10 protein-coding genes are annotated in these 13,723 nt (G+C 34.2%); 2 read left to right on the top strand and 8 right to left on the bottom strand.

Annotated features, from left to right (window positions below; all coding sequences use genetic code 11):
* The first annotated feature begins 279 nt into the window (after positions 1-279).
* Complete coding sequence (locus ACFO3N_RS07230) at positions 280-663, top strand: DUF983 domain-containing protein (protein WP_379796419.1); 384 nt, start codon at positions 280-282, stop codon at positions 661-663.
* On the opposite strand, the gene ACFO3N_RS07225 is transcribed toward ACFO3N_RS07230, so the two are convergent.
* The 8 genes from ACFO3N_RS07225 to topA all read right to left on the bottom strand — a co-directional run bounded on the left by ACFO3N_RS07225 (position 644) and on the right by topA (position 11,626).
* Positions 644-1,717, bottom strand: coding sequence for an NAD(P)/FAD-dependent oxidoreductase (locus ACFO3N_RS07225; RefSeq protein ID WP_379796417.1), 1,074 nt, complete (start codon positions 1,715-1,717; stop codon positions 644-646). The two genes, ACFO3N_RS07230 and ACFO3N_RS07225, sit on opposite strands and share 20 nt — an antisense overlap.
* Positions 1,718-1,794: 77 nt before the next feature.
* Entirely contained in the window at positions 1,795-2,784 is a 990-nt protein-coding gene (gene porN, locus ACFO3N_RS07220; protein ID WP_379796471.1) for a type IX secretion system ring subunit PorN/GldN, read from the bottom strand.
* Between the two features lie 179 nt (positions 2,785-2,963).
* Entirely contained in the window at positions 2,964-3,953 is a 990-nt protein-coding gene (porN, locus tag ACFO3N_RS07215) for a type IX secretion system ring subunit PorN/GldN (RefSeq protein ID WP_379796414.1), read from the bottom strand.
* Between the two features lie 44 nt (positions 3,954-3,997).
* A complete protein-coding gene (porM, locus tag ACFO3N_RS07210) occupies positions 3,998-5,539 on the bottom strand; it encodes a type IX secretion system motor protein PorM/GldM (RefSeq protein ID WP_250833974.1) in 1,542 nt (513 codons plus the stop codon).
* A gap of 51 nt (positions 5,540-5,590) precedes the next feature.
* Positions 5,591-6,238 carry a type IX secretion system motor protein PorL/GldL gene (porL, locus tag ACFO3N_RS07205; protein ID WP_379796412.1) on the bottom strand — a complete coding sequence of 216 codons (648 nt, stop codon included), beginning with the start codon at positions 6,236-6,238 and terminating at the stop codon, positions 5,591-5,593.
* A 56-nt stretch (positions 6,239-6,294) separates the two neighbouring features.
* Positions 6,295-7,689 (bottom strand): T9SS ring complex lipoprotein PorK/GldK, encoded by a 1,395-nt coding sequence (gene porK, locus ACFO3N_RS07200; protein WP_095928630.1) that lies wholly within the window; start codon positions 7,687-7,689, stop codon positions 6,295-6,297.
* A gap of 262 nt (positions 7,690-7,951) precedes the next feature.
* Positions 7,952-9,103, bottom strand: coding sequence for a formimidoylglutamase (locus ACFO3N_RS07195; RefSeq protein WP_379796410.1), 1,152 nt, complete (start codon positions 9,101-9,103; stop codon positions 7,952-7,954).
* A 6-nt stretch (positions 9,104-9,109) separates the two neighbouring features.
* Positions 9,110-11,626, bottom strand: a complete 2,517-nt coding sequence (topA, locus tag ACFO3N_RS07190) for a type I DNA topoisomerase (RefSeq protein WP_250833977.1) — start codon at positions 11,624-11,626, stop codon at positions 9,110-9,112.
* A 550-nt stretch (positions 11,627-12,176) separates the two neighbouring features.
* Between topA and miaB the strand changes: the two genes are divergently transcribed.
* Entirely contained in the window at positions 12,177-13,622 is a 1,446-nt protein-coding gene (miaB, locus tag ACFO3N_RS07185) for a tRNA (N6-isopentenyl adenosine(37)-C2)-methylthiotransferase MiaB (protein WP_379796407.1), read from the top strand.
* The last annotated feature ends 101 nt before the right edge of the window (positions 13,623-13,723 follow it).

The following is a 13,723-nucleotide window of genomic DNA, read 5'->3' as shown; positions in this document are numbered from 1 at the left end:
ATAATGAGGAAAACCGTAAAAGCAAAAAAATTATCAACAAATTAAAGTACAATTCTATTAAAATTGCGTTGATTTAATTTTTACATAATAAATTATTTACCAACAAAAAATTACGACAAAGATTTATCTTAAACTAATGAGAATACAAGACCGAGCAAAAAACAAACATTATTGCTATATTTACATTTTATTCTAAAAACTCAAAATTGAAATTATAAGTGCTTTTATTAAAGATCAATTCTTAGTTTACAATATTTTTAAAATTACATCAGCATTAAAATGTTTAAAAGAGGTTCCAAATTAAATAGCATTACAACAGGAAGTTGTCCAAAATGCCAAAAAGAAAGCATGTATGAAGACAAAAATCCGCTTCATTTGAGTAAAGTTCTCAAAATGAACGAGCATTGCAGCCATTGCGGATTCAAATACCAAATTGAACCTTCTTTTTTTTATGGCGCAATGTATGTTAGTTACGGATTAAATGTTGCGGTAGGAATTGCAGCTTTTATTGTTTCGTTTGTCTTTTTTGGAGCCACAATCGAACAAGCCTTTATTGCAATTATCTTGACATTAGTTGCATTGTTTCCTTTTGTACTTCGTCTTTCGAGAAACTTATACATTAATATGTTTGTTTCGTACGATCCTAAGGCCGGTCAGGAATAAGAGATTTTAAATATCTTTTATGGAAGCGTTTTATATCTGCTTCTTTATCTATTGGAGTTCCGTTTTCAATATTATCATACAACATTTTCGCCAAAGCCGGTCCAAGCATTACACCACGTGTCCCTAGTCCGTTAAGAAGATGAATAGACTCGTATGCTTCATGAGTACCTACCAAAGGCCTCCTATCGGCAACTGTTGGCCTAACTCCAGCAAAATGCTTTACAATTTCAAAATCGCAGGTAATAATTTCTTTAATGCGATCTAAAAGCTCTTGTTTTCCCTCTTCGGTAGGAAGATCTGTTTTATCATGCCAATTGTAAGTAGCTCCAACTTTAAACAAATTGCCTCCTACTGGTAAAATAAAAACACTGGTATTAACAATTAAATCCAATTTCAAATCTGGCGCTTTTATTAAAAATAGTTCCCCTTTTGTTCCATCCAAAGGCAGATAATTAAAATAAGGGTTTTTATGCAACCCAAACCCCTCTGCAAAAATGATATGGCGTGCTTTAACATTTTTATACTGAATTCCTAAATCAAGAATCTCCAAGAAGGAACTATGGAAAGATTCTTCAAGAAGCAAACTATTTTCCTTTAAATAGGCTTTATAACTTTCCAATAGCTGTCCAGTTTTGACATAACCCGTATGTAGAACTTCCCCATAATCATAAGGAGAATCAATACCTTGATACTTCTTAGTAATTAGTTTTGTTGACAAAAAAGGAGCTAAGTTTATTTTATCTGACGCTGCAAACCAATTATTCTGTTCTTCAATTGAAAAAAACTTTCTTAGAATTGGCATTTTAAAATTGAATTTCTCGTTCAGCTTACTTTCAACCTGTTCGTAAAACTCATTCATTAAAACCAAATGTTCTTTGGCGTTCCAGACTTCACTAAAACGTTTCAGAATTACTGGATTATATAGACCTCCAGCAATTCTCGAAGAATTCTGAGATTTGTCATCAACAACTAAAATAGATTTATTGTTTTTTAGGGCGATTTCGGCAAAAGAAATTCCAGCCAATCCAGATCCGACGATTAAATAATCAAGCATTGTGAAGTGTATAGATAAAATAAAAAAACTCTAACTACAAAGGTAGCAAGAGTTTTTCTTATTATAAGTTTATAAACTTAGTAATTCCACATATCTTCTTCAAAATTACGAATCTTCTCTTTTACTCTTTCAGATTCTAACAATTGGCTTTGTGCATTATCTTTAATATAATCTTTAATCTCACGATCACCATAAACATTTTCTTCTTTATAAATGACTGCATTAAAATGTCTTGAATTCAAAATCTGATCGAACGAAATTGGCATTGCAGAATTCTGATCATTAAAAGCTTTTCCTTCATGCAGCACTTCTCGAGCATTGGGAAAGAAAACCCAGAATAGCTCAATATAATCTTTTTCATCACTATTCATGGTATAAACATCGGGCGTTACTGGGCAAATTCCTAAAAGGCGATATTTTAATGCACTTTCTCTCTTATCAAAATACCAAAATCCTTTAATTTTATATTGACTTACATCAGCAGCCGTAAGATCTTGCTTCAAAATATATTCGGCAGGAACTGTTCGGGTTGGCCCTACTGTCTGGTCAACATAAGTAACTTTCTTATTTTTTCCTGTGCCTGTAACTACTTTCTTCTTAACCACACGCGTTCTGTAATCATCAGGATACTGATTAATAAGTTCTCTACCAGCATCTGTTGTATCAACACGAGATAAAGATCCCTGAATGTCTTTTAAAGTCTTTTTTGTATTAAAATAACTATCTGTATAAACTTCTGTTATTTTACCGTTTCTCATTGCTTTGGTTAATATATCATAAAGCGAACGTCTATCTGGACCAATATTGGCCGTATCAACCGGAAAATATAATGGGAAATTTATTTTTTCATTTAAATCAATAATTTCCCAAACCATCTTTCCCATCAAAACATCTCGATCATCAACATAACCATACGCTAGAGGTTTATCATTATCAGATATCATTTGAGCGGGTGTCTTATACCCTATCTGATCGGCAGTTTTGGCATTAAGTAAATTAGACTGAGCATTAGAAGATATGCCTCCAAGAACAGCAACAATAGCGATTAATAAATTTCTTACTTTCATCATGATAATTTTTACAAGAGATTAAACGAAATTTTATTATAAATATTGTTATTTTTCTTACATAAATATAAAATAATATATCTCATCTATATTAGACAGCCTATATTACTATATCGACAAAAAAAAACTCTTACTACAAATGTAGTAAGAGTTTTTTAATTATCATGCTATGTATCAACTTAGTAGTTCCACATATCTTGCTCGAAGTTGCGAATTTTTTCTTTCACTCTTTCAGATTCCAACAACTGATTTTGTGCGTTGTCTTTCATATAATCGCTAATTGCTCTGTCTCCATAAAGGTTTTCCTCTTTGTAAACAACTGCATTAAAACGTCTTGAATTTAAAATCTGATCGAATGAGATTGGAAGAGCTGAGTTGCTGTCATTGAACGCTTTTGCTTCATGCAATGCTTCTCTGGCATTTGGGAAGAATACCCAAAACAATTCAATATAATCCTTTTCATCACTATTCATCGTATAAACGTCTGGAGTTACAGGACAAATTCCTAGTAAACGATATTTTAATTCACTTTGACGTTTATCAAAATACCAGTATCCTTTAATTTTATACTGAGTAACATCTGCAGCAGTAAGATCTTGTTTTAAGATATATTCAGCAGGAACCGTTCTTGTTGGTCCAACTGTCTCTTCAACATAAGAAACTGATTTGTTTTTACCTTTACCTGAAACTACTTTTTTCTTCACAACACGTGATTTGTAGTCATCTGGATATTGGTTAATTAACTCTCTACCTGCATCTGTTGTATCAATACGAGATAATGAGCCCTCGATGTCCTTCATAGATTTTTTAGTATTGAAATAACTGTCAGTATAAACTTCAGTAACTTTTCCACCTTTAATAGCTTTAGTTAAAACGTCATAAAGAGAACGTCTGTTAGGACCAATATTAGCTGTATCTACTGGAAAATATAACGGAAAGTTGATTTTTTCATTTAAATCAATGATCTCCCATGTTGTTTTTCCCATCAAGATATCTCTATCATCTACGTAACCATAAGCCAATGGCTTATCATTATCAGATATTAATTGAGCAGGAGTTTTAAGTCCAATCTGAGCAGGAGTTTTAGCGTTTAGCAAATTAGATTGCGCATTAGAAGCAAAACCTCCAGCGATAGAAACAATAGCTATTAAAAAATTTCTTACTTTCATCGTGGTATCGTTATAAGATATTGAATGTAGCTTACACTACTTTATTATTGTATTTCGTAAATTACAGGAGCAGTTCTTGGCAATAAATAACTACCAGCTCCAACAAGTTTAGTTTTAATTTCAGAAATAGTAACTTGGTCTCCTTTACCTGCTCTTGAAAGTACTTGTTTACATTGTGCATTCATTTTGTTTCCTGTAACAACAACTGTAGGCTGTCCAGCAATTTTCATATTGAATCCAACAACATCTAAACCAACTTCAAAATCAAAATCAAGAAGTTTTGCACCAATAGTAGCAATCTCTAAGTTAGATTTAGGACCTTTAACAACTCCCATCTCACCTCTAATTGTTCCTGTTGGACCAGGAATACCTTTAATTCTGAATGTTTTCTTATCAGTTACTTTGTCACCGTTTGGTAAAGTACCTGTTACAGAAATTGTAGTTTCAGTACCTTGACCTGGGCTCATGTTATATTTTCCTGGTTTTCCAGCAGAAGCTAAACCTGGAGCACTTGCAACAATTTTGTTTGCATCAACACCAGCAAAAGATACAGAGATTGGGTTAACAACTCCTCTATATACTACGTTCATTTTGTCTGCAGAAATTGTAGCAGCGTTTGGTCTTGGAACTACAACATATTTTCCAGAGAATTTTAAAGGAATATTTTTTCCATCCTCTAAGAAAGTAAATTGTCCGTTGATGTCTTGTTCTCCAACTCCACCAGCAGTTAAAGAGATAACAGCTTGTCCGTTTACGATTTGTCCTGGACCTTGGAAAGAAGTTGGTGTAGTGTTTTCATCGTAACGACCTAAAACAACTTTACCAGTAACTTTTTCTCCTTGGAAATAAGCATTTTTATCTAAAACAACGATTGCTTGGTAGTTGCTATAAGAAGCAGCAGCAACTGCAGCTTTACCTAAAGCACTGTTGTAAACGTCTGTTTCAACTTTTTTAACGTCATTCTGCCAAGCTGAAAGTTTTGCAGCTGTAGCGATTGCAGGAAATCCTTTAAAGTGGTACGCTAAGTATTTTTCTTTAATTCCCTCTTTGTTTTTAACATCAGAAACATCAAATTTCTTTTCAACCTCAGCAATAATTGATGCGTACTTTTTGTCTGTTCCTAAAGCTGCTTTGATATCAGCTTTATATTTTTCGATTTTAGATATAATTTCGTTACCTTTTTTAGTGTAACCGTCTCCTGTAAACCAGTCGTCGATATTATCTCCTCTATCCATAGCCTCATAAGGCATTTTTCCTGTTGCTTTATCAACTTCGAAACCTTTAACTGCCTGAGCTTTTAGAGTAGCTATATAATCATAAAAATCTTTTGTAATTGTTTCAACTTTGTGAGCTGTTACTGCAGCAATAGCGAATTCTCCTTTTGCTTCAGCAGCTTTTTGATCTAAAGAGCTTAATAAACCAGCGTTTGACTCTATAGAACTAGTGTTTGCACCTTCGAATTTTTCATTCATCAAACCAAAAGCAGAAATTACTTCTTTTGATACGTTCATTGCTAACATTGCGATGAAAACCAGGTACATCAGGTTAATCATCTTCTGTCTAGGGGTTAATTTTCCTCCTGCCATTTTTCTTTAATTAGTTCTTATTAATAAATTTAATATTTAGTTAAAAACTAATTATCCTTTGTTACTCATTGCAGAAAGCATACCACCGTAAACGCTGTTTAAAGAAGCAATGTTTGCTGTCATAGAAGCCATTTGTTCTTTTAATTTAGTAGCGTTATCAGCGATTTCTTTGTTAGCCTCAGCATTTCTAGAAGCACTTTCCAATTGTACTTTGTACAAACTGTTTAATGATTCCATTTGAGTAGCAGCCAAAGTTAATTCATCAGAATATTTCTTTTGCCCAGCGATTGAATCTACAGTTGGAGCAATTCCTTTAGCAGCAGATTCGAAATTTTTGATGCTGTTTCCTAAACTTGACATTAATTCACCGTCAATTTTAGCTTCTTTTAATAATGTGTCTAATTTTTGAGATAATAATCCTTGAGCATCAGTTGCAGATTCAGGTTTAGCTTTTTTCTCTCTTGCTTGTCCATTAGCTAATTCTGGGTAAACTAGAGTCCAATCTAGTTCTTCTTCAACTGGTTCGAAAGCAGAAAGCGCAAAAATTAACGCCTCAGTAACTAATCCTACTGAAAGCATAACTGTACCTGTTAATGGTCCAATCTCAAAGTGAGTAATTTTGAATAACGCTCCAACGATTACCACTGCCGCTCCCATACCATAAGCGAAATTCATTGCTTTTTTACTTAATAATGCCATAATACTTTTTTTTTAGGTTTAAAATAGATTTGTTGGATATTGATAAAATTATAAAATTACTTTTTTCTGTTTCCTGTAACTTGAGTACCCATGTAATCTTGTACAGTTCTGAATCCGATATAACTTCTAGCAGAATCAGCATATTCGTGGTCACGAGTACTTACCTGTAGGAAATAAGCAACGTCTTTCCAAGAACCTCCACGAACTACTTTTCTTTGGTTTTTACCATCAATTACGTTTGGATTCATTGTAGAAACATATTCGTATGCGTTTGGATTGTAAGCTGAATCTGTCCACTCTGAAACGTTTCCTGCCATGTTATATAATCCGTAACCATTTACGTCATATGATTTTGCTTCTACTGTATATAAAGCTTCGTCAGCAGCATAATCTCCTCTACTTGGTTTAAAGTTTGCTAAGAAACAACCTCTATCACTTTTAGTATAAGGACCTCCCCAAGGGTAAGTAGCAGACTCCAGACCTCCTCTAGCAGCGTACTCCCACTCTGCCTCAGTTGGCAATCTGAAAGAGTTTACAAGATCACGCCCTTTTTTCTTAGATTTAATATAACTGTTTTTGTTTAAAGTTCTCCAAGCACAGAATGCTTTTGCTTGTTTCCAAGTAACACCAACTACAGGATAATCTCCATAAGCTTTGTGCCAGAAATAATCGTTATGCATTGGCTCATTGTATGAGTAAGCGAAGTCTTTAATCCAAACTGCAGTATCAGGATAAACATTTACCTGCTCTGTTTTTACGAAGTCACTTCTTTTTCCAACTTTAGCTTTTGCAGCAGCTTGAATATCCATCCAAGAATAACGGAATTTCAATTTATTTACATCAATTGTTCTTAAACCATTGTATGATTCTTCAATTGGTAAATACATAGAATCCATTACTTCAGCGTAATACTCATCTGGATATGCTTTTGTATCTTTAATTAACTTAACTTTTCTGTTTAATTTTCTTCCAGCATATGGATCATCCTTAGTACCAACACTATAGTAGTTGTCATACATGTATTTATCATAAGCTGTCATTTTTTCTGGATCAGAATCATTAAAAGCGTAATCAGCAATGCTTCCGCCTTTTTTACCTTTTCCATCAGTAGCTTTTTGTCCAGTTTCATCTGCAAGGATTGCTAAACGAACTCTCATTGTAGAATCTTTCACCCATTCTACGAATTGACGATATTCACTATTTGTAATTTCTGTTTCATCCATATAGAATGAACGCACGGTTACAGTTTTAGTTGGAGCATCTTCTACGTTAGCTAAATCAGCATCTGATTTACCCATAATAAAAGATCCGCCCGGAACTAATGTCATTCCATAAGGCTTCTCGGGATGCCATTTCCCTCCTGTAACACCAACTAATTCACCTTTGTCACCTGACTTACCACAGCCGATTACTAGTGTTAACATTGCTGCAAATGCAATAAACTTCTTCATATAAATTTGGGATTATCTATTCATTATTAAAAGTCCGTAAACGTATTTATTATTTATCTAAAAAACAATACTACTTGCGAATTTATTTTACCGTTCAAAAATAATGTTAAATAAAATAAAAAAAAAATATTTTATCGATAAACTGTTCTAAAAAATCGATGTAAAACGTTAATTTTTATATATTACACGTATTTTCTTACTAATTAATTTTAACTATTTTAAACAAGTTTTAAAAATTTAAGATTTCGCTTAAATTTTCGAACTACAAAGCGTTTTTTCGTTGCGCTTTCCACCATCTTTCTGGCAATTCTTGATTGCAAGCCGACAAATATTCGTCGTAAGAACAGGGTAATAACGTATTTCTTTTCAATTTATTGTTGCCGTTTGATTCGAATGGAATTTCGATCCACCAACGATCCGTTTTATCACTTTTATAGAATATCAATTCTTCATCATCTAACGGAACTATATACTTTAAATAGTTTGCTCGGCTTCCAAATGGATATTCTTTTGAACGATAGTGATAACCTTCAATAAAATACCAAACAATCTGAGCAATAATGGCCGACTCTGCCGTTGTACTGTTATGATTAAATATTCCAAATGAAGAAACTTTATCACTAATACCAGCATATCTTGCTAAAGCACAAATTTCTTTTCCATTAAATCCGTTTGGCTCAAAAGTAACCATATTTGCTGAAGCAGAAGACTTTACAGAATTCAAATCAATACTAACCAAGTCTGCATCTCTGAAAACCGGCTCAGCCAAAGTGATTTTGTTTGAAATTTCACCCAATCGATATGCATCAAAGAATAACTTTTCGATTAGATCAATTTCTTCTTGCGAATTATAATAGGTCTGATACCCTATATTACAGTAATTGAAAAGGTTATTTGGCTCATCAATAATAATTTTTGTCAAGTATGAATTAGCCGAAACTGATTCATTTTCCTTACCAAAATCAAATCTATTATCGACTGCAACCAAATTCACCATCTGCTCTAAATCATCGTAAGCACGATACAAAGCATAGGTCAAATCCTGAGAACCTCCCAGGACTATAGGAATGACTTTATTCTTAATTAATGCAGCCGTAACCTTCTTTAATGCATAATAAGTATCCTCTACAGAATCGCCTGCAAGTATATCTCCAAGGTCTGCAATTGAAGCATCCCAGTTACCAGGAAACATTCCGTAAAGCTTTTTACGCACAGCAGTTAGATTAACTTCGTTAATCATATTGATATTGGTACGGTCTTCTAAAACCCCAATTATAGCAATATTAATCTGTGCAATATCAGGAAACTGATCTTGGGTATGGAAGACAACTTTGCTTCCAAGCTCTTGTGAAGACAGTGCGCCGACGAATTTTACAATTGCGTCATTAACTGGTTCTAGAAAATCAAATTCCATTTATACTTATTTCTTTTTAGCAGCCGTTTTTTTAGCTGGAGCTTTTTTAGCCGTTGTTGTTTTTTTAGCAGCAGTTTTCTTTGCTGGTGTTTTTGCCGCGATCATTTCTTGAACTTGAGCCAATGTTAATTTTGTTGCATCAACATCTTTACTTAATTCAATTTTAATTTTTCCTTTCAGAATCACAGAGCGTCCCCAACGGGCTTTTTCTACTACAATTCCTTCTTCTTCCCAATTATGAATAACCTTATCGATGTTTTTCTGAAGTTTATCTTCGATCAACTCTTCAACATCAGCTTGAGAAAGATTATCAAAATTGTATTTCTTGCTTACGTTTACAAAAAGTCCGTTCCATTTAATGAATGGTCCAAAACGTCCCACTCCTTTTTGAACAGCTTCGCCTTTATAAACTGCAATTGGCGCATCAGCAAGTGCTTTTTCGTCAATTAATTCTTGAGCTCTTTCTTTAGAAACACTTAAAGGATCTTCTCCTCTAGGCAATGAAATAAAAACGCTTCCGTGACGAACATAAGGACCGTAACGGCCATTGCTCACTTCTACCTCTTCTCCTTTATATTCACCTAAACTTTTTGGAAGCAAGAACAAATTCAATGCTTCTTCAAGTGTAATGTTTCCTATATTTTGGTCTGCCATTAAGCTAGCAAACTTTTTATCTTCATCATCTGCTTCTCCAATCTGCGCCATTGGCCCAAATTTTCCTAAACGAACAGAAACTTGTCTTCCGTCTGCATCTTTTCCTAGAATTCTTTCACCACTTTCACGTTCAGCATTTGCTTCAACTTCTTTTACATTTGGGTGAAATTTATTGTAGAAATCCTGCATCATTTTTGCCCAGTCAATATTTCCTTCGGCAATTTCGTCAAAATCTTGCTCTACTTTTGCAGTGAAATTATAATCTAGGATGTTTCCGAAATTCTTTACCAAGAAATCAGTAACAATAGTTCCGATATCTGTTGGAACTAATTTTCCTTTATCAGAACCTGTATTTTCTTTTAAAAGCTTCTCTCCTACTTTACTATTCTGCAAAGTAAGCTGTGTATAATTACGTTCTACACCTTCAAGAGTCCCTTTTTCAACGTAATTTCTATTGATAATTGTCGAAATAGTTGGTGCGTATGTAGATGGACGACCAATTCCAAGTTCCTCTAATTTTTTAACCAAAGATGCCTCAGTGTAACGTGCAGGCGGTCTTGAATATCGTTCTGTGGCTGTAATATAGTTATTCGCCAGTTTTTCGTTTACTTTTAAAGCCGGAAGCATTCCTTCTTGCTCTTCCTCATCATCATCATGACCTTCTAAGTACACCTTTAAGAAACCTTCAAAAAGCAATACTTCTCCAGAAGCTGTAAAAATTTCGCTGTGATTATCTGCTTCGATTTTTACGTTTGTTCTTTCCAATTGTGCGTCGCTCATTTGCGAAGCCAAAGTTCTTTTCCAGATCAAATCGTATAAGCGAGCTTGGTCACGGTCAATATTTACGGTGTGACGAGACATATCGGTCGGACGAATTGCTTCGTGCGCTTCTTGTGCTCCTTTACTTTTATTAGCAAAAACTCTCGGTTTAGAAAATTCTTTTCCGTAAGATTTGATAATTTCTGCTTGTGCAGCATCCATTGCTTCTTTAGAAAGGTTTACCGAGTCGGTTCTCATATAAGTAATAAGTCCGGCTTCGTATAGACGCTGTGCTAATTGCATGGTAATTCCAACTGGCAAGTACAATTTTCTTGCTGCTTCTTGTTGCAACGTAGAAGTTGTAAAAGGCGCTGTTGGAGATTTTTTGGTAGGTTTAGTTTCTAAATCAGCCACCTTATATTTAGAACCGATGTTTTGATTCAAGAAATCTTCGGCTTCTTTTTTAGTGTTGAAGTTTTTTGGAAGTTTTGCTTTGAAAGCTTTTCCTGCTTCGTTTACAAATTCTGCAACAATAGAATATGTTGCAACTGCATTGAAACTTTGTATTTCGCGTTCTCTTTCTACAATCAAACGTACAGAAACTGACTGTACACGACCTGCTGAAAGTCCGCCTTTGATTTTTCTCCATAAAACTGGAGATAATTCATAACCTACTAAACGATCTAAAACACGACGTGCTTGTTGTGCGTTTACTAAATTATAATCAATTTCTCTTGGATTGTCGATTGCCTTAAGAATCGCAGATTTTGTAATCTCGTGAAAAACAATTCGTTTGGTTTTTTTTCTATCTAGCTTTAATTCTTCCGCCAAGTGCCATGAAATAGCCTCTCCCTCGCGGTCCTCATCGGATGCTAACCAAACCGTTTCGGCATTTTTAGAAAGTGACTTCAGCTTCGTTACCAAGGCTTTTTTATCCGGAGAAACTTCATATTTAGGTTTAAAACCATTTTCTACATCTACTCCTATTTCCTTTGATGGTAAGTCTGCTATGTGTCCATAACTTGACTCCACCTGAAAATCACTCCCAAGAAATTTCTCGATCGTTTTCGCCTTTGCAGGTGACTCCACTATTACTAAATTCTTTGCCATTGCTCTATTTTTCTGCAACAAAAGTATTTATTTTTTTTAAATATTAACCTTACGAATGCATTTTTGAGGTATTTTGATATTATGAAACTTAAAATTGCAGATTTATCTGTAATAATCTCGATAATATATATAGGTATAACTTTTAGTGATTTTTAACCAAGAAATCCCTTTTAATTTTAGATTTCAGAGCTAAAATTTTAAATTGTAAAAAACATTTCTTAAAATCTACGATTTAATTTGCAACTTACTTTAGTTAAGTTTTCTTTTGAAATCGAATTTCCTAGCCCAGATTGCAGCGAAAAGCCCGGAGTAAAAAAAGCAAAAGTTTCTTGTTTTAAAAAAGCGACCAACGGAAGCTCTTTTTGAAACATTAGAAACTTTGCTTTTTTTATGAGGACTTGAAGTGAAAAGCTGGAAATAGCTCCTAATTACTCTTAAATTGAACTCAAAGCATTAGGTATCAACATTTCTCAAAACATTGTTAATTCTTTATCTGACATCTTGTCATATTAGATTCAATTACGCTATCTTTGCACTTTGAATTTTTACAATGGAAAAGATTATTGAAGAAAGCAAACAGGGCGAAAGTCTTGTTTTGGAAAATAAACCTGAGAATACTAAAAAACTATTTATAGAAAGTTACGGTTGTGCGATGAATTTTTCGGACAGTGAAGTCGTAGCTTCCATCTTGTCTGACGGAGGTTATAACACTACTTCTGTTCTAGAAGAAGCCGATTTGGTTTTGGTGAACACTTGCTCTATTAGAGATAAAGCAGAACAGACTATTCGCAAACGTTTAGAGAAATACAATGCAGTAAAACGCACGAATCCGAAAATGAAGGTAGGCGTTTTGGGCTGTATGGCGGAGCGTTTGAAAAGCCAATTTCTAGAAGAAGAAAAAATCGTTGACTTAGTTGTTGGTCCAGATGCTTATAAAGATCTTCCGAATTTATTGGCTGAAGTTGAAGAAGGACGTGATGCCATTAATGTAATTTTATCAAAAGAAGAAACTTACGGAGATATTTCGCCTGTTCGTTTAATGAGCAACGGAATCACAGCTTTGGTTTCGATTACTCGCGGATGCGATAATATGTGTACGTTCTGCGTTGTGCCTTTTACAAGAGGACGCGAACGCAGTCGTGAGCCACAGAGTATTATGGCTGAAATTCAGGATTTATGGAACAAAGGCTATAAAGAAGTTACTCTTTTAGGTCAAAACGTTGACAGCTACCTTTGGTATGGCGGTGGTTTGAAAAAGGATTTCGTAAATGCTTCTGAAATGCAGAAAGCAACTGCGGTTGATTTTGATCAATTGTTAGAAATGGTTGCGGTTGGTTTTCCAAAAATGCGTATTCGATTTTCGACTTCTAATCCGCAGGATATGCACGAAAGCATTTTGCATGTTATTGCGAAATATCCAAACATTTGTAAACATATTCACTTACCGGTTCAGTCTGGAAGTAACAGAATTTTAAAAGAAATGAATCGTCTGCATTCTCGTGAAGAATATATGGCTTTGATTGATAAAATTAAGGCAATTGTTCCCGATGCTTCGATTTCGCAAGATATGATTGCTGGTTTCCCAACAGAAACCGAACAAGATCACCAAGATACAATGAGCTTGATGGAATATGTAAAATATAATTTCGGTTATATGTATTCGTATTCTGAACGCCCTGGAACTTTGGCAGGAAGAAAAATGAAGGATGATGTTGAAGAAGAAACCAAAGCCCGAAGATTACAAGAAATCGTTGATTTACAACAAAAACATGCTTGGTTTAGAAGCGAAGAATTTGTTGGAAAAACAGTTGAAGTTTTGGTAGAAAAAGTTTCTAAAAAATCTAAATACGAATTTTCTGGAAGAAATTCTCAGAGTATTACGGTTGTTTTTCCAAAGGAGAATTATAAGATTGGAGATTTCGTAAACGTAAAAATCACAAGCTGTACTTCTGGAACTTTAAAAGGTGAAGCGGTAGGATATTCTGATATGAATTAAATTGTTTCAGGTTTCAAGTTTCAGGTTATTTCCGTAACTTGAAAATAAAAATCTGAAACAAAACTATAAGCCAAAAGTTTAAAAGTTAAAGGTTAACGGTT

It is taken from the genome of Flavobacterium chungangensis, assembly GCF_042654045.1.
GTDB lineage: Bacteria > Bacteroidota > Bacteroidia > Flavobacteriales > Flavobacteriaceae > Flavobacterium > Flavobacterium chungangensis.
This window is presented reverse-complemented; position numbering and strand designations above follow the sequence as displayed.

What these genes read in the sequence shown, in the direction of transcription:
- ACFO3N_RS07195 (WP_379796410.1), bottom strand. Translation starts at nt 9,103, where the DNA reads ATGGAATTTGATTTTCTAGAACCAGTTAATGACGCAATTGTAAAATTC.
- porN (WP_379796414.1), bottom strand. Translation starts at nt 3,953, where the DNA reads ATGAAAGTAAGAAATTTTTTAATAGCTATTGTTTCTATCGCTGGAGGT.
- ACFO3N_RS07230 (WP_379796419.1), top strand. Translation starts at nt 280, where the DNA reads ATGTTTAAAAGAGGTTCCAAATTAAATAGCATTACAACAGGAAGTTGT.
- topA (WP_250833977.1), bottom strand. Translation starts at nt 11,626, where the DNA reads ATGGCAAAGAATTTAGTAATAGTGGAGTCACCTGCAAAGGCGAAAACG.
- porN (WP_379796471.1), bottom strand. Translation starts at nt 2,784, where the DNA reads ATGAAAGTAAGAAATTTATTAATCGCTATTGTTGCTGTTCTTGGAGGC.
- miaB (WP_379796407.1), top strand. Translation starts at nt 12,177, where the DNA reads ATGGAAAAGATTATTGAAGAAAGCAAACAGGGCGAAAGTCTTGTTTTG.
- porK (WP_095928630.1), bottom strand. Translation starts at nt 7,689, where the DNA reads ATGAAGAAGTTTATTGCATTTGCAGCAATGTTAACACTAGTAATCGGC.
- porL (WP_379796412.1), bottom strand. Translation starts at nt 6,238, where the DNA reads ATGGCATTATTAAGTAAAAAAGCAATGAATTTCGCTTATGGTATGGGA.
- porM (WP_250833974.1), bottom strand. Translation starts at nt 5,539, where the DNA reads ATGGCAGGAGGAAAATTAACCCCTAGACAGAAGATGATTAACCTGATG.
- ACFO3N_RS07225 (WP_379796417.1), bottom strand. Translation starts at nt 1,717, where the DNA reads ATGCTTGATTATTTAATCGTCGGATCTGGATTGGCTGGAATTTCTTTT.